The following is a 16,921-nucleotide window of genomic DNA, read 5'->3' as shown; positions in this document are numbered from 1 at the left end:
AATGACAGCCATTACGACACAACCCGTAATAGCCAATAAAGCTATTTTTAGTGCTGAAGAACTAGGAAATAAAAAAGAGATATTTGTTTCAACTCATCCAGCGGCTCGACAAGAAATTAATTTAGCAAGTTTGCCACAATTAACATTCGCAGAATTTTCAGATAAGCCGGTATTAAAGTCACCATCGAATGGGGAAATAATGCCAGAACAATTAATGGGCGCCCTATCAGAACTTGATTCAGACGAAATAGAAAAGGCGGCAATACTGTTAAGTGCATGTCCTCCTAAACTTGCTAATGAGTCACATCATATTTTTGAAAATGCAGAACAAAAAGCGATTGGAAGCATTAGCTCCACGAAGATGAGTGAATATATTGGTATTATCAGCAGTGATATTATTGTTGAAATATCAAAACTTATCCGCAAAGTTGCATCCGAAATTAAAATCTCAGACCGCCAATTGAATGCCGCATTTAACATCTTAAGTGGCAAAATGGTGGAGGCAGCCGCCGCATCCACCATTAAAGAAGGAAAAAAGATGATGGAGAGCGCCATGATTAATTTTGGCGTCTCCTTAGGTATCAGTGGCTTAGGTGCTGCATTCCAAGCGAAATCGTTACATACGCAAAATAAATCGATAAACGCTAACTTAAAAGCGGGTGTGAATAATACTAATTCGGGTAATAAGCTCAATGGTCAAGTTACTGAACTAACTGGAAAAAATAACGGAAGTACCGTACTTAAAGGTAAGGACGGTAGTACTATTGAGATGGTTGACCAAGCAACAGCAGGGCAGAAAACGTTAGTTGCGAAAAATATGCAAAATGCAGCAGATAGCACGAAAGCTCATGGCCAAAATCAGCTTAATGATCATAACAATATTGTCACTAAAGAGAGTGTGAAACGTGGTGTAGCAGAGCAAGGGGCTCGTTTATCCGATAGTGCAGGAAATATGGCAGGATCGGCATCACAAGCTGGAGCTAAAGCGGAAAGTGCTAGCGCGATGATAGAACAGGAAACGTCATCAGCAGCACGTAAAGTCTCTGAAAATGCAGAGAAAACAATGAGTGAAAGTACGGAATTGTTGAAGAAAATGAATGAAGCTTTAAGGGATATTTGTGATTCTAAAACACGTACATCCCAATCTGCAATACGAGGGTAATAATGAGTACAACATCATTGAACCTGTTGGCAAATATTCAGCTTTCGCGCGTAAATAATGTCGGTTTAATTGATAATAATCCTTCCCCTATCGGGGAAGGTGTTGCGATTGATCCTAATTTGGATATCTATCAACAAGTCGTCAGTTATTATGAGCAATTATGTGATGAAATAGCCAAGCCTATAGAACGAACTAATATTGTTTTTGAGCAGCTAAACGATATTTCTGAACAGGCAAATGCTTTAATCCGAGAATTGAAAATATCAGGGGACAACACCTCTAGAGTATTAATAAAGTTATCTGACGAGTTCGCGACATTACCCGATGGTGCGGCAGCGTATTCATCACGGTCGCGGTCGATTGAAGATGGACGAAGCCATATTGGTCAGGTTGAAAAAATAATAAAAAATATTAATAGTGGCTATCAAAAAGATTTTGGAAACATAATAAAATCATCCACAAAATATATGCAGGATGTTAATACCGCTCTCGGTAAAATATCCGAATATATTAAAGCAGGGGATGATGGGAAAATAAAATTTCAGCGCGTCAAGTTATTAGATAGACTCGATGAACTTTTTAACAAATATACAGATCATAAAGAAGTAAGACTAAATGAGCTAAAAAAAGGTAAACCTCTGACGACAGATGCTGATGATGATAATAGAGATTACTACAAGAATTGGTCTGAATCTGACAGTAGTGCTGAAAAAATATATGAAATGGATTATAGTGATTCAGCGTTTAATTTTTGGAAAAAAAAGCTTGATGGCCAAGGCTTTCGTGTAGACATAAGAGGAGAATACGGTCAGAGAGTTATTCGTATTTACCCAGACATTACGCCACTCAAGGAAATTATGAAGTCGATTTATGATGTTGAGGATACGACAAACGGCTGGAAAACTGCAGGCGTGGAATTAATGGCTCAGACTGTGCAAAGCCTGCAAACGGCAATTGATGCTCAAAAAAATGCAGTTAATAGTTCTGTTTCTCGATTATTAGAGACTTTTCGCCAAGATAATAGTCACTTTGATACATTAACTCAGTTATTGATAAAATTAATTCAAGAACTAAACCAATATAATAGCGGTTTAGTTAATATTTAACATGTATAAAAGAAATTAATAATCGTTTATTATAAGGATAACTTATGATGTCAATGTCATCCATTCACAGCCCGTGTAAGACTAGCATTAATAATATTAACCATAATCAAAAAATTAGCAGTGGGTTTTCTAATCAACTAAATAAAATTATCCCCTCGGGAACAGAAAGTTTATTACCTAAGAATAATATTAAAAATGAAATTAATATCTCTGGCGATGTTAATGAATTACATGCGAGTAACCATCAACAACAAATAGAAGAAATTACACAACTACTTAGTTCTTCTGATCGTTATATTACTTATGAGATGGTCGAGAAGGCATTAAATGCTGGGGGGCATGGCTGTACTTTACAGCAGGAGATAAACCATAGACCTGAAAGTGCATTGGTAGTATTGACGTTATTTGAGCCTCAAGAAATACCACGAGCATTACTTTCTGCAGCGACAGAGTTAGTTAAGAGTATAAGTACAACAAATTTAAGTAAAGATAAAAATGTTAAAGATATTTTAAATAGTCAACAGGAAAAGGTAGATACGCAACTCGCTAATTTTTTATTAACTAAAGGGAATAATGACTTGGTAACACGTTACCAAGAGAAGTATGTTTCCCCGGCAATTAAACACCAATTAACTGCATATTTCCCTGATAATGAAATTCAAAGCCACTCAGTAGATAAGTTTTTAGTCACAGAAGCAAATGAACAGCTAGACAGTGATATTTCTAAATTAATAATGGAATATAATAAAGTTCCTGCTAATCAGTATGGCGATAAGTATCAGCAATTAAATAATATATTTCGTAGCATAGAGAAAAAAATAGGCATCATTATGCCGTTAAAAGTCAAAATGAATTTAACGGCATCTGTGAAACAGGAAAGCTCTGACAATAAATTACCAAGTGATGAGGTTGATGGTTTAACTCGTCAATTAGTAGCGAACCCGTCTAGAACGGTTGCAAATAGTTATAATACAACAACTATAATAAATAATTACGCTAGCTTACCATTGAGTGAGAATGCTGAGCAGGTTTCTTATCAAGGAGCTGATGTTAGTACAGAACAAGAGCACCCTTCATCAAATACACATGAAAATGATAAGCCATTTGATATTAATGAACCTTTATTACAAAGAAACGTAACATCACCACAAAGGGGATTGAATACAAGAGAAACAGAGCCTGCGCCAGATTACGATTTCCTTAATAGCGACGCTCAAAATGACCAAAAGGTTGAAATAATTAAATCGAATGTTCATCTAGAAAGCCTTAACGGGGAGCCTTTATCTGTTGAGGAAGAAGACGCCATGAAATCGATTGAAGAGCGGTTTAAATCCTCGGTTAAATTAGCCAGTAAAAGTAACCAACCAATGGATATTAAACCTAAGTTTGGTAGCCATTACGGCAGTTACTTAATAGATAAAAAAGTCCCTGAGGGTGTGAAACTGACTAATAACAGAGAACTTGTGCAGGAGAAATCAACCAAACCGGCAGAGACAGATTCGTTTTTGTCCATTAAAAATGCCTCTCACTATAGAACATCTTATATTGATGGCAATGCTAAAGTTGTATTGTCTGCAGAAGGGTTAATGACACGTAATTTAAATGAAAAATTAGATTATGCTAAGCAGTCTTAAGGTGAATAAAATGAACTCATCGACAGAAATTCACTGGCAGTGGTTATTTGAGCAAATTCAGCAGATTCGAACCTATTCTGGTATTACAAATGATTTTACGCTTGATTCGACATTAATCGCAGATGTACATATTGATTCTTTAGAAATGTTAGAGTTAATAACGGCTATCGAACAGTATACAGGGCAACCAATTAACGATGAAGTTTGGATGAAATGGTATAAGTTGAGTGATATTGTCGAGTATCTATTGAGTGTCAAATAAACAGATAAAGCCACGGTATTTATTCGAACGTGGCTTTTATTTTTAAGCTTTTTTATTTATTTCCTATCGAATTATTGCCATCACATAAAATTCATATTTTTGTCATCAAGTGATAACGCTCACAAAATAGCATACCCTCGTTTGCTTAATTCTACGCGCGTAGACTATCCTTTACGTAAATAAAAAACGCCAGTTAGATTTTTTGATTAATAGGCTTTGCGCCAACACCAAGGGTTTATAACTATGGCTACACAATTAAATATCGAGGCGAATCAACAAGCCGCGCAAGAGCGGTTAAGTACGCCAGAAGGAAAAAAAGATTTCCGGCGGGCGATTTTCTCTTGTTGGTTAGGCACAACCATGGAATATGCGGATTTTGCTCTCTATGGTTTAGCGGCAGGTATTATTTTCGGTGACGTTTTCTTCCCTGATGCAACGCCTATTATGGCGCTGTTATCCAGTTTTGCCGCCTATTCCGTTGGGTTTATCGCCCGTCCAATTGGTGCATTATTTTTTGGTTGGTTAGGTGATAAACATGGCCGAAAAATGGTCATGGTGATCACGATTGCATTGATGGGGTTATCTACCACCCTTATTGGTGCGATACCCAGCCACGCACAGATTGGTGTTTGGGCGCCCGTTTGTTTGGTGATCCTACGGTTTGCCCAAGGCTTAGGTGCAGGAGCTGAGCTATCCGGTGGAACTGTGATGCTAGGCGAATACGCCCCCGTAAAACGTCGCGGTTTAGTTTCATCAATCATTGCATTAGGCTCCAACAGTGGAACATTACTGGCCTCAATGATTTGGCTGATAGTTTTACAATTGGACAAAGAAAGCCTGATGTCGTGGGGATGGCGTATTCCCTTCCTTGGCAGTATTTTAATCGCCTTGGCGGCGTTATTTATTCGTCAGCATATGCGAGAAACACCTGTTTTTGAAAGGCAAAAAGAGCAGCTTGCTGAAGAACGTCGCCTTGCATTGGAATCTGATACCGTGGCTCATCCTGTTGATAACCGTTCATTTTGGCAAAAAACGCGTGCGTTTTGGACCATGGTCGGGTTACGTATCGGCGAAAACGGCCCATCTTATCTCGCCCAAGGCTTTATCATCGGTTATGTCACCAAAATATTGTTGGTGGATAAATCTGTGCCAACAACGGCGGTTTTAATTGCTTCAATCCTTGGTTTTGCCATCATTCCATTTGCAGGGTGGTTATCCGATAGATTTGGGCGCCGTATTGTTTATCGTTGGTTCTGTTTCCTATTGATGCTGTATGCCGTACCCGCGTTTATGTTATTAGACTCTCGCGAACCGATGATCGTTATCCCGACGATTGTGGTTGGAATGGGGTTAGCATCACTGGGCATTTTCGGGGTACAAGCGGCTTGGGGCGTAGAATTATTTGGCGTGCGTAATCGCTATACTAAAATGGCCTTTGCTAAAGAGCTCGGCTCTATTTTATCCGGTGGTACAGCTCCATTAGTGGCATCTGCACTGTTGTCTTGGACAGGTCAGTGGTGGCCAATTGCCGTCTATTTTATTGGAATGGCTGGCATTGGTTTGGTGACCACATTCTTTGCACCAGAAACCCGAGGTCGTGACTTAAACCTGCCTGAAGATGCGATATAAGTGAGCATGGTTGTATATAAAAATCAGAGTGGCTGCTATTCTTTGGCAACGTCATGTTGGAAAAAGGAACTGCTGAGTGTCTGATACGAATGACCGTAAAGTGACGCGGGTAGATGTTGCCCGCGAAGCCGGAACCTCGGTTGCGGTAGTCAGTTATGTAATTAATAATGGCCCTCGTCCTGTTGCAGAGGCAACACGGCAAAAGGTGTTAGCAGCAATCAAAAAAACGGGGTATCGGCCAAATGGTATTGCAAAAGCCCTAGCGTCGGGTAGCACTCAAACCTATGGGCTAGTGATCCCCGATATCTCTAACCCGTTTTTAGCCTCTATTGCGCATGCCTTGCAGCGAGAAGCGTTTAAATATGGGCATGTTTTGTTGCTGGGTGATGCGGGAGATTCACGAGTTCGTGAAAAAGAGCTGATTAATAACCTGTTGTTAAGGCAAGTTGAAGGCCTCATTTATACCAGTGTTGACCGGCATCCCTATGTTGATTTAATTCAGTCATCAGGCACGCCTTGTGTGATGCTTGATAGGATTGAAGCCACAGAAGGGATCAGTACCATTCAAGTGAATGAGAAGCTCGCAGCCTATAAAATTACTCGTCATCTCATTAAGCATGGCTATCAAAATATTGGCATTATTTGCGGCCCAAATGAAATGCTCAATACCCAAGACCGCTTAAATGGTTGGAAAGCTGCACTCACAGAAGCTGACTTAACGATACAACAAAAATGGATTTTATCAGGGGAATATACCCGCGTTTGGGGCTACCAGGCTATCTATCAGATGCGGGAAGAGGGGTTCCCTGAAGCTATTTTTGCCACGAATGAATTGCAAGCTTTTGGCTGTTTAAAAGCCTTAGCAGAATTAAAATTACGCGTACCGGAAGACATTGCACTGGTGTGTTTTAACGGTACAGTGCAATCAGAATATACCGTTCCAACTCTCACAACTGTTCGCCAGCCTGTTGATAAAATAGCGCAAAAAGCGATACACATCCTACAAAATTGGCCGCAAAAAGAAGCCATCTGTGAAGTGGAATTTGAATTACAAATCGGGCACTCATGCGGGTGCTGATTATTTATTGTTTCAGGGAAATTTATGCGAGTGATTATAGATTGCGACCCCGGTAATGGGGTCGTTGGTGCGAATGTTGATGATGGCCTAGCACTTGCGCTGGCTATCGCTGCACCTGAAATCAAATTGGAAATGATCACCACTGTTTCGGGTAATACACCTAGCGAAATTGGCTTTGACGTTGCCAGCCATTTAGTTCATTCACTGGGTGAAAATATTCCTGTTTATCGTGGTGCATCGTCAGCCTTGGTTGAAACTAGCGCGCCATGGCGTGAACTACTCGATAACGGCGCTGAACGAGCGCAACTTACGCACCTATGGGACGGTCTTCCCCGCATACCTAGTTTACCGAAGTCTATCCCAGAAGCCGCGTTACGTATTGGCGAGTTAGTTTGCCAGAACCCAAAACAAATCACGATTATTGCCATTGGCCCATTAACTAATATCGCAATAGCAATGCAGCTGTTTCCTGACATGGCTCAAAACGTGGCAGAGATAGTGATCATGGGGGCGGTTTTTAACGTGCCGGGGTACTTGAAAGACACTAATTTTGGTATCGACCCTGAAGCAGCCTATGCGGTGCTTAATAGTGGGGCAAACCTGACTTTAGTACCGATGGATGTTACGGTACAAACGCAAATGGTGCATGAGGATCTCGATAAGCTTGCACAAATTGATACACCACTGAGCCATTTTCTTGTGGCAACAATGCGACCGTGGATGGACTATTCACGTGCGACACGTCATTTAGCAGGGTGTTGGATACATGATGTGTTAACCGTTGCATGGCTATTGGATAAGAGTTTGGTGACTTATGATAAAAAGCATGTAGGTATTGAGCTACAGGGAGCGCTGCGCGGCAAAAGCTTTTGCTATGACGCACTGCGCCTACGGGTCGGAGTTCCTGAACCAAAAACAAAGCCAATTACTGTACTGCAATCCGTAGATAACTCAGGTTTATTAGATTTAATCTTTAATACGCTCAAACTGAAAAAATAACGTGGCAAGAATAGCGCCTATAGGCGCTATTCTTTTATCACTATGAAGCAGACTTCGGCATCATTCCGTGGGCTAAATGGCCTTTATGAAAAGTCGCGAACCTTGGGGAAATCCGTGCGACTGCCTCAGCAGAACAAGATGCATCAAGTAGCACAAAGCTGGCGTCATCCCCTTTAGCTGGCCACACTTGTTGGCCTTTTTCATCTAGTGGTAAAATATTGCCTGTTGCGATGGCCAGTGAGCGGGACAGCGATAACTCATCAGGGCGAGTGTAGAGCTGCGCGTACAAATTGGCTTTTTCTAGCATGTCACCTAGGCCAAAGGGCGACCAATGGTCAATCACGCTATCCGTTCCGGTCATCACAAATACCCCATTTTTATTTAGGGTTTTCAGTGGCATATGCAGTGTGCCAATCGGGACGGTTGAGGCGATAGTGATTTGCTGCTCAGCCAATTGTTTCGCTGTTTTCTCTGCTTGTTCAGGGGTGAGTGTTGCCAATGCAAAGGCGTGGCTGATGGTCACTTTACCGCGCAAACTGCGGTTTTCATCTACCGTTTTAATCATATAATCGATAGCGGCAACGCCTGCGGGACTTGTTTCATGTAGATGAATATCCACGCCTTTATTGTAGTCCAACGCAATTTGGAACATCGAATCGAGAGACTTTTCCATCGCGCTATCTACATTGGTTGGGTCTAAACCACCAACGTAATGAGCGCCTGCTTGCATGGCTTCACGCATTAAACCTTCTGACTTGGAATGTAGTAAACCATGTTGTGGAAAGGCGACGATTTCGCAAGTTAGGTCTTGTGGGTGTTCTCCAAGCACTTTTTGTAAGGCTTCTAAATTTTTCAAACCGGAAACGGGTTCGATATTACAATGGCTACGAGCAATCGTTGATCCTTGGGATTGGATCAGCGCGATCAATGCATTTGCTCTTTCTTCCGTGAAAGGCTGTAATTCAGGTAGCAATTTTTGCTCTAACGCGATCATATCCATAATCGTTTTACCTTCACGTGACTGTGGCGCCTGCCATGGCCCACCATAGAAGGTTTTATCGAGGTGGATATGCATGTCGCGAAAGGCCGGTAGCATGAGTTTGCCTTGCGCACTATAGGCATTCAATGTGCCATCTGCATGTTGTTTATTGGGTAAAACGGCTGCAATTTTACCGTCGCGGATTTCTACGGTATGTAAGGCGGTTTGGGTGCCGACGACCGTCGAATCATGGTAATTAAAGCCCGTTTCGAGTAACACGTCATCAAGGTAATAATGTTTATCCGTGATACTGGATTGGCCTGCTGTTTGGCTAGCTTGGCTCTGGGCGGAGGCAAAGCCCGATACCGCACCAAATAAAGTGCAAGCGGCAGCCACTTTAGCACTGGTGGAAAGGAACTCTCTTCTGCCGGATGATTTTTCTGCTTTCATAGAAACTCCTAGTGATATCCATTTACTGCCGAATTTCCTGTTTTTAAGCGATACTTATCCACCCAGATCGTCATCAAACGATCTGAGGGATACTGCAGTTTGCGACGAACAAAAAATTCGCATGATCCAGATTATAGAAACTTACCCTTGAACAATATGGGTTCCGGTTTCACCGCGTAAAGCTTCTGGTAGTTTTTCAGGGGTGGTGATGATCACTCGTTTACCACCGTTGGCAATAAACGATAGGCTGGCTTCAATCTTCGGTAACATACTACCTGCTGGGAAATGGCCTTCTTCCATGTAGCGTTGCATGTCGCTGGTGGTGGTTTCGCCAAGTGCTTTTTGTTCAGGTTTGCCGAAGTGAATGCATACTTTTTCGACACCTGTGGTGATAATTAAAATATCGGCATTGAGCTCTTTCGCCAACAAGGTTGTTGATAGGTCTTTATCAATCACCGCATCAACACTTTTGTAGCCACCATTGCCGTTATCAATGACTGGAATACCGCCGCCACCTGCGGCAACCACCACATAATTGTGTTCTGTTAAAGTGCGGATTGCTTGTGATTCAATCACACGTTTTGGTTCGGGGGAGGCCACCACACGGCGGTAACCGCGACCAGAGTCTTCAACAAAATGCCAGTTTGGGTTTTCTTGCTGTAATTGCTGAGCTTGTTGCTCAGTAAAAAATGCCCCAATCGGCTTGGTTGGCGCGCTAAAGTTTGGGTCGTTTTTATCGACTTCAACTTGTGTCACTACTGTAATTGCTTGGCGGTTATGGCGTTTTGCTAAGACGTTAGTCAAAGCTTGTTGAACTAAATAGCCAATTCCGCCTTGAGTATCTGCCACACAGTTAGCCAGCGGTGTTAAAGGTAAACCTTCGGTTTCGTGTGCAATTTCTGCACGGCGCAAATCTAATCCAACTTGAGGTCCATTTCCATGGGTCAAAACAATGTTGTAATTACCTTCAAGCATGTCACTAATATGATGTGCGACTTCTTGAACGGCTTTTTCTTGAGCTTCGATAGACTGGCTGTTGTTATCTTTGATAATACTGTTGCCCCCGATGGCAACAACCACGAGTTCTTTCATTGTTAATGTTTCCTGAGACAGAGATTTAGCTGATAGTAGGTGTACAGCGCACACCTACTATAAAAGGTTGGCTTAGTTACACTGACTTACTGAGTTTCTCAGATTTTTCAGCTTGTTGTTCTTCCACCGATTTCCGGCTATCTAAAAAGTGTTTGAGTACAAATAAAGCTGCCATCATGAGGTATGCGTAAACAAACATCAAGGTTGAACCAGTAGCAATTCCGACCGCTGGGGAGTGAATAATTCCGAAGAATACTAATATTGCTCCCGCTGCAGCAGCAATGGCTCCACGCAGTGGTTGGTTGAGGATAGCAAAGATAGCAATACAGCCCCATAACATACTGGCTAACGGCGCACCGTTACCTAAATGAACTAGACCTTGGTAATAAACACCTTTGTGTAGCAAGGTTTCAACACCAATTGCACTCGCAGAGGTGCCCGCCGCGCCCATGACACTATTAACCATCGTCAATGCCCAGTTAGCAATCCATGGGAATAGACAGATAAAGATAACGGGAACTTCAATTTTTGGCGTTTCTCGCACAACTTGGTTGGCGGTGACGACCCCGATAAACACCAGTATTGGCACGATAGCGGTCATTGGAATGATAGCTAACATAAAGGCACCGATACCGAATAATGGGACGATAAACATAGTGATACCGGATGCTAGGGTATAACCTACGCTAGCGCCCATGGCTTTCCAACCCGCATGGCCGACATAAACAGTGACAGGGAATGGGTTACCCATAAAACAGCCAACTGTAGACGATAAACCGTTAGCTAACATAACCTTACGAGTATTATATTCATCACCTGCAGCATGCGCACTTTCAATATTTTCAAGGTCGAAGATATAGTTTGCTAAGCCAAGTGGTACCGCAGACGCTAAGTAAGGCAGAGCGTGTGGCAGGCCTTGGAAGAAGCTATCAATATGTATGCCCGGCGGGTTGAAACCAAATGACGCCATTGAGTCTTTGATTGCTTCCGCACTTTGCAAGCCAGAAACCCATGCCAATACCGTACCGGCAATTAGCAGCAATAAGCCAGTTGGGATGCGAGCAAAAATCGGTTTTTTACCAAACCAGTTAATGAAAATTAATAACAGCACAATGAATGAAACCGTTGGTGCTTCAAACGCTTGCAGCATCGGGTTCATCGCTAGTAACAGTAATCCTAAACCTGACAAACAGGATAACAGTACGGTGCGTGGGATCATCTTACGGATGGTTTCACCTAAGAAAGAACCACCGACGAGGATCATCGACTCAACAAAACACCAAACTAGCGCAATTTGGATCGCAAATTCAGCATTCTGTGTTGTTTGGTAGACAGGCATGATGACTAAGAATGTCACCGTAAAGATAGAAGGCGCACTGGGCCCTGATGGTAAAGCGGTGACATCATTGCGTCCAGTTTGCTTTATCATTTGCTGGCCAAAGTAAGCATAGCTTACGCTGGCAAGTAAAACAGCGAAACCAAAGGCAGGAGCGATACGGCCGTAAACAATTTCTGATGGGATGCCGACAACGAAAATCAAGAGGCCCATCATGGTGAGTAGGTTGGTTAGGTTATTGGTCATTAAGCCGAAGTAGGCGGCCAAATCCCCACGTTTCCATTTGATATTTAGTATATTCATAAAATACTCCCATACCCGTCATACTTTGAACCGCAGCGTTGTTGGCTGCGTTCATTCACCCTAGTCACATACTTGTGTATGCTCCTAGGGACTCATTTACTTGCCGCCTAGCTGCAATTCAAATTATTTAGGGTATACCCCTACATTTTGAGTTACAGCACTGTTTTTCAAATAAAATTAATCAGGGTTCACGTTTTATTTTTATTGCCCAACCGGAGTTGGGCGTCTTTTTTATGATTGAAAACTAAGCATATTTCTGTGCGTAGGCCAACATGGCTTTTTCAAAGCAATCAAACGGCGGGTGAACAATACCTGCCCCAATCATACCGATGCCCGCATCTTTATGGGCAATGGCTGTGTTGATAACAGGTAAAATACCACTGGCTGAAACCTTCGTAATATCAATAGCTGTAGGGATACCCATAAAGCCCAGTAATGGAATAGTCACGTTCGGGTTCTCACCTAAGGTGATTTCACGCATTTGGCGAGAGAAATCGACCGCTTCTTCTACCGTACCGCCAACGAGTGCCACAATAGCTGGCGCTGTTGCCATAGCAAAACCGCCAATACCGTAGGTTTCTGTGATTGCGGAGTCACCGATATCTAAACCAGAGTCTTCAGGTTTGTAGCCTGCAAACATTGGGCCGATAACTTGCTGAGAAGGCCCTGTGAACCATTGACCTGGTAGTCCACTAATGCGTAAACCAAATTCATAGCCATTACGCGCCATGGTCGTGACAACCGTGCTGTATTCGATACCGTGAGCCGCATCCATTGATGCTTTACACATCGCCATCCACGTTGGGCCGGAGAAGTAATCGCTGCTTGCAACAAAATCAAATACTTCTTTTTGCTGGGCGACAGAGAAATCAGTTTGAATGATCCCCGTTGTAAGCGCTTGGATAAGTAAGGTTGTTCCTGCATTGTTGCGGTTATGGCACTCATCGCCCATATGCAGTGCTTGAGCAAGCATCAAACGCAGGTCGATTTCACCAACGATTTTCATTGCGTCGCGCAGCATTGGGCCTAATACATCACGCATCCAATTTAAACGGTCTATTACACTTTGGTCGTTGGCACCCATGCGCAGGATTTTCGCCATTTGCTCACTGAGGTTAGTGAATGCACGGTTGCCATAGGTTTTATTTTCAACGATATGCATAAACATCGATGCTGAAGTGACACCAGCCATCGAACCTACACAATCGTGTTCATGGCAAGGGGAGAAAATGATATCCCCCGAGGCCGCAACACGTTCTGCATCGGCTAAGTCTTTCGCTAAGCCTTCAAAAACCAGCGCTCCCGTCACCGCACCTTTCATAGCGCCACACATATCTTTCCAATCAACCGGTGGGCCTGCGTGTAGGATAGTATTTTTGGTCATGCCCGGAACCACATTAATCGCTTGGTCGTAACCGATTAACACAGGTTGAGATTGAATAATACGCTCAAGGGCTTGGGCGTTAGCCGCCGCAATTTTTTCTTGTAGTGCGGCATTACCTTCAATTTGGTCAAGGGCGCGAATAACCGCAACGTTGCCTTGTCCTGGAGGTGTCCAGTTTAAGTGCGTGACCGGAACATGTTGTTTTTTCAGGTCATCACTGAACATTTCGATGCCAACGTTGATGACATTTAATGGCTGCTTAAATAATGAAGTCATTATGCTTTCTCCCCTTTCCATACAAACTCACGCCCTAATAAACCGGTATTGGTGCTGCTACTTGCCCAGATGACTCCGGCATCTGTTAGCATTTTGACTTGCGCATCCATCGATGGGGTGTCTTGGTCAGTGCCCAGCACATAGCCTAAAATTTCTAATTCACGACCATCTTGTTTGGCGATGTTCTTCGCTTCTTTAATCGCGTCAATCATCACGCCCACAGGGTCTTCATGAGAACCAAAGCCTAAAACGAAGTCCATCATAATGACGCCCACTTCAGGGTCGCGAGCTTCTTGCAGTAAACGTTCAATACGGTTAGTTGGGTCGATCATTGGGTGCGGTTTACCGTTGGTAAAGTCGTCATCACCAAAATCGAGGAAGGTGTGTGCAATACTTTTATTGAGGTCTTTTAAGCGATAGTCAGGATTTGGCTGAATATTGCTGTAAACATCATCGTATTTTTCCAGCGCGGCAAACATGGCTTCGTCACATAATGTGCCGCCGCAGAATAAGCCTCGAATGTATTTCTGCTCAGGCTTCAGTTTTGCTCTGACTTCATCAATTAGCGGTAAATTGAGCGGGTGTAAATCTAAATCTTCTTTGCGAATACCGGTTAATAGAACGGCTTTCAGAGCCGCTTCTTTGGTGCTTTGGGCGAAGGTTAAACCCGGTTTGTCTTCTGGTAGTGGTTGGCTACCTAAGAAACACACAACAACAGGTTTATGGCATTTTTCCGCTTGCTCTAGCACTTTTTTGGCTACGCTAGGGGCTGGTGGCTTAGAAATCAGTGCGATAACTTGGGTTTCATCATCGGCATCGAGCATTTTTAGGGCATCAATCATCATGATACCGCCAATTTTTTCGCTTAAATCGCGACCACCAGTACCAATTAATTGAGAAACACCTGCGCCAAATTCGTGAATACGGACGCTGAGCTCTTGGCTACCCGTACCGGATGCACCGATGATACCAATGCTGCCACGGCGTACATCGTTACCAAAGCACAGCGCAGTTCCGTTGATAATGGCCGTTCCGCAGTCTGGGCCCATCATCAGCAAGCCTTTTTTGCTAGCCAGCTGTTTGAGCGCGAGTTCATCTTCAATGGAGACGTTATCAGAAAACAGCATAACATTGAGGTCATTTTCTAAGGCAATGCGCGCTTCACGGGCAGCAAACTGACCGTTCACTGAAATGACGGCAAGGTTGGCATCTGGGATATGTGTTTTCGCTGAATTAATAGTGGCGTATTTAGCTTCATGCTGCCCGCCACCTTGGTTTTTCTTATTAAATAACTCTTCGATAGCAATTAATGTGGCTTCGTTGGCATCATCGCTTGGGCCTTTAATGACAATCATTAAATCGCCATTTTTGGCTTCTTCTAATTCAGGTGTTAGTAACCCTAAATTACGTAAAACGCCTTTGTTCATCTCTGTTGCCATCGCGACAAACGCTTGTTCGACATTGTCGAGTTGATTGGCTTTTGTCGAAATAGACATCAGTGATACGGAATCAAAATAGGTATTCTTTTTTATGACAACTTTAGTCGACATAGTTTTCTCCGAAATAATGGGTGATATACAGGGCATCTCGCAAGCCAAATAGCATGTCGCTGCCAGAACTCGACCCGATATTTAAAATCTCTAAAAATTGTGGATAAATATTGGTTTCTTTCGCATCAACTAATGATTGAATTAATTGCTGCATATTTTCGCGATATTCTCGGTTTAACGCTTTTTCTAATGTGATGGCACTGATTGGTGTCGTCTGGCTTAAGCTTTGGGTTATTCCCTTAAAAAATTCAGGGTAAAAAATGGCAACCGGATGACCGATTAATAATAAAAATGCCATTAACCCAACTAAGTAATCATCTCCTGAAGGAGTTAGCCCGATACCCAATCCAACAAACTGGCGGATCACATAAACAATATTTTCTTTATTTTTCTTAATTATTGATTCAATCAATTCAGAGCGTAATTGAACCAATTGCTTCGTCATCGAGAGATAAAAAAAGTTATCCCCCTGATATTTAAATAGAGAGCTTTTATTTTCAGTTAAGATTAAATCCAAACGATTTATTTGCTTTTCGATATATAATAAATAATTTGAATTTTTCAGTTTGTTATCGCTAAAGTTGATAACAGGTTGCCGCCATTCTTTACATAAAGAAAATGATAATAAATAATTATCACCAATCAATATTTCTTTATTTAATAAATTAATGGGCTCTCCTTTTTTAATATTGAAAAGAGAAAAATTTTTATTTATTAATCGGCAACTATTTGGAGCATTATCTAATTGAGAACAAAGTAATGTATAAAGTGCATTATCAATAGAAAAGTTAATGGCTTTATTAAATACTTGTTCTATCGTTCCTTGGGGTGAGGGCTGATGCAACAGATTGAGAAATTGTGTATCAGCCGTTAGCCCGTATAACCTTTGCCGATGAGATATGGATGCGTTCACATGCCTCCTTATCCTATTTAGAGTCTATGATTTCGCTATGCTCCTGCTGCAATCAGTAACTCAGCAATCTCGCTGTAGCCTTTTTCATGTGCTAACTCTAATGGTTTTTTACCATATTTATCCGTCATATGAGGGTTCGCACCGTGGTCTAATAGTAATTTAACGATTTGCTGCTGTTTTTCGCCCCCATCGTTGAGTACGATAGCTTCTAATAGTGGGGTCCAACCAACAAAGTTGGTGTGATTGACATTAATATCGGTTTTTTCAAGTAGTTCGCGAACAATTTCCACGTGGCCTTTTTCACTGGCCGGTGTAATTCCCACACCACCAAAACGGGTTAATAAGTCTAAATTGGGTTTTGCAGGTAAGACAATGCGTAATAAGGTTAAGTCGTTATTAAGACAGCTTAATAAAAAAGGGTTAAAACAGGTTTGGTCTTGTTTATTAATATCTGCCCCTGCATTAATCAGAAAAGAAACACATTCATAATGTTTATTCAGGCTAGCATTGACGATAGCAGTGCGACCTTGACGGTTGGTGGTATTAATATCCACACCTTTTTCAAGGCAACTTTTTAATAACTCTAATTGCCCTTGTTCAGCTGCGGTTAAAAAATCGTGAGCGAGAGTACTGGCTGTCATCATTTCCCCTTAGGTTGGTTTATTGCTATCACCAACATAGATAAAGACAATTTAAAGATTATTTATGATGGTTAGAGCATAGCAATTGTTATTAATAAAAAGAATCCATTTAAATTTAATTCATCAA

The 16,921-nt window shown here is 42.1% G+C and carries 14 protein-coding genes; 7 read left to right on the top strand and 7 right to left on the bottom strand.

The window, feature by feature from the left end; genetic code table 11:
- The first annotated feature begins 1 nt into the window (after position 1).
- The 7 genes from PSE72_RS11785 (at position 2) to PSE72_RS11755 (ending at position 7,870) form a co-directional block, all read left to right on the top strand.
- Positions 2–1,162, top strand: a complete 1,161-nt coding sequence (locus PSE72_RS11785; protein WP_115166354.1) for a hypothetical protein — start codon at positions 2–4, stop codon at positions 1,160–1,162.
- 2 nt (positions 1,163–1,164) lie between these two features.
- Entirely contained in the window at positions 1,165–2,268 is a 1,104-nt protein-coding gene (locus tag PSE72_RS11780; RefSeq protein ID WP_213942383.1) for an IpaD/SipD/SspD family type III secretion system needle tip protein, read from the top strand.
- Positions 2,269–2,312: 44 nt separating this feature from the next.
- Positions 2,313–3,902 carry a hypothetical protein gene (locus tag PSE72_RS11775; protein ID WP_147281925.1) on the top strand — a complete coding sequence of 530 codons (1,590 nt, stop codon included), beginning with the start codon at positions 2,313–2,315 and terminating at the stop codon, positions 3,900–3,902.
- 10 nt (positions 3,903–3,912) lie between these two features.
- Positions 3,913–4,164 carry an acyl carrier protein gene (locus PSE72_RS11770; protein ID WP_198641943.1) on the top strand — a complete coding sequence of 84 codons (252 nt, stop codon included), beginning with the start codon at positions 3,913–3,915 and terminating at the stop codon, positions 4,162–4,164.
- Positions 4,165–4,407: 243 nt separating this feature from the next.
- Entirely contained in the window at positions 4,408–5,793 is a 1,386-nt protein-coding gene (locus tag PSE72_RS11765; RefSeq protein WP_217007856.1) for an MFS transporter, read from the top strand.
- Positions 5,794–5,869: 76 nt separating this feature from the next.
- On the top strand, positions 5,870–6,871 hold the full coding sequence (locus PSE72_RS11760; RefSeq protein ID WP_115166360.1) for a LacI family DNA-binding transcriptional regulator: 1,002 nt from the start codon (positions 5,870–5,872) through the stop codon (positions 6,869–6,871).
- A gap of 24 nt (positions 6,872–6,895) precedes the next feature.
- Positions 6,896–7,870, top strand: a complete 975-nt coding sequence (locus tag PSE72_RS11755) for a nucleoside hydrolase (protein ID WP_115166361.1) — start codon at positions 6,896–6,898, stop codon at positions 7,868–7,870.
- 40 nt (positions 7,871–7,910) lie between these two features.
- Here the strand turns inward: PSE72_RS11755 and PSE72_RS11750 are convergent, their stop codons facing one another.
- From PSE72_RS11750 to PSE72_RS11720, 7 genes are all read right to left on the bottom strand, one after another.
- Positions 7,911–9,299, bottom strand: a complete 1,389-nt coding sequence (locus PSE72_RS11750; RefSeq protein ID WP_115166362.1) for an amidohydrolase family protein — start codon at positions 9,297–9,299, stop codon at positions 7,911–7,913.
- 141 nt (positions 9,300–9,440) lie between these two features.
- Positions 9,441–10,391: a carbamate kinase family protein gene (locus PSE72_RS11745; protein ID WP_115166363.1), complete on the bottom strand. Its 951-nt coding sequence runs from the start codon at positions 10,389–10,391 to the stop codon at positions 9,441–9,443.
- 76 nt (positions 10,392–10,467) lie between these two features.
- Positions 10,468–12,030, bottom strand: a complete 1,563-nt coding sequence (locus PSE72_RS11740; protein WP_004262962.1) for a hypothetical protein — start codon at positions 12,028–12,030, stop codon at positions 10,468–10,470.
- A gap of 244 nt (positions 12,031–12,274) precedes the next feature.
- Entirely contained in the window at positions 12,275–13,690 is a 1,416-nt protein-coding gene (locus PSE72_RS11735; RefSeq protein ID WP_096863517.1) for a DUF1116 domain-containing protein, read from the bottom strand.
- Positions 13,690–15,240 (bottom strand): acyl-CoA synthetase FdrA, encoded by a 1,551-nt coding sequence (fdrA, locus tag PSE72_RS11730; protein WP_198641940.1) that lies wholly within the window; start codon positions 15,238–15,240, stop codon positions 13,690–13,692. The genes PSE72_RS11735 and fdrA overlap by 1 nt, the downstream gene beginning before the upstream one ends.
- A complete protein-coding gene (locus tag PSE72_RS11725; RefSeq protein ID WP_115166365.1) occupies positions 15,230–16,153 on the bottom strand; it encodes a DUF2877 domain-containing protein in 924 nt (307 codons plus the stop codon). Before PSE72_RS11725 ends, fdrA begins: the two co-directional genes overlap by 11 nt.
- 35 nt (positions 16,154–16,188) lie before the next feature.
- A complete protein-coding gene (locus tag PSE72_RS11720; protein ID WP_115166366.1) occupies positions 16,189–16,794 on the bottom strand; it encodes an ankyrin repeat domain-containing protein in 606 nt (201 codons plus the stop codon).
- Positions 16,795–16,921: the final 127 nt, after the last annotated feature.

The organism is Providencia sp. PROV116 (assembly GCF_028482485.1).
Lineage (GTDB): Bacteria > Pseudomonadota > Gammaproteobacteria > Enterobacterales > Enterobacteriaceae > Providencia > Providencia rettgeri.
Note: the sequence above shows the minus strand (reverse complement) of the source record. Positions and strands in the feature narration are given on the sequence as shown.

Excerpts from the sequence above, each read along its gene's own strand:
- PSE72_RS11785 (WP_115166354.1), top strand. The coding sequence starts at position 2 with ATGACAGCCATTACGACACAACCCGTAATAGCCAATAAAGCTATTTTT.
- PSE72_RS11780 (WP_213942383.1), top strand. The coding sequence starts at position 1,165 with ATGAGTACAACATCATTGAACCTGTTGGCAAATATTCAGCTTTCGCGC.
- PSE72_RS11775 (WP_147281925.1), top strand. The coding sequence starts at position 2,313 with ATGATGTCAATGTCATCCATTCACAGCCCGTGTAAGACTAGCATTAAT.
- PSE72_RS11770 (WP_198641943.1), top strand. The coding sequence starts at position 3,913 with ATGAACTCATCGACAGAAATTCACTGGCAGTGGTTATTTGAGCAAATT.
- PSE72_RS11765 (WP_217007856.1), top strand. The coding sequence starts at position 4,408 with ATGGCTACACAATTAAATATCGAGGCGAATCAACAAGCCGCGCAAGAG.
- PSE72_RS11755 (WP_115166361.1), top strand. The coding sequence starts at position 6,896 with ATGCGAGTGATTATAGATTGCGACCCCGGTAATGGGGTCGTTGGTGCG.
- PSE72_RS11750 (WP_115166362.1), bottom strand. The coding sequence starts at position 9,299 with ATGAAAGCAGAAAAATCATCCGGCAGAAGAGAGTTCCTTTCCACCAGT.
- PSE72_RS11745 (WP_115166363.1), bottom strand. The coding sequence starts at position 10,391 with ATGAAAGAACTCGTGGTTGTTGCCATCGGGGGCAACAGTATTATCAAA.
- PSE72_RS11740 (WP_004262962.1), bottom strand. The coding sequence starts at position 12,030 with ATGAATATACTAAATATCAAATGGAAACGTGGGGATTTGGCCGCCTAC.
- PSE72_RS11735 (WP_096863517.1), bottom strand. The coding sequence starts at position 13,690 with ATGACTTCATTATTTAAGCAGCCATTAAATGTCATCAACGTTGGCATC.
- fdrA (WP_198641940.1), bottom strand. The coding sequence starts at position 15,240 with ATGTCGACTAAAGTTGTCATAAAAAAGAATACCTATTTTGATTCCGTA.
- PSE72_RS11720 (WP_115166366.1), bottom strand. The coding sequence starts at position 16,794 with ATGACAGCCAGTACTCTCGCTCACGATTTTTTAACCGCAGCTGAACAA.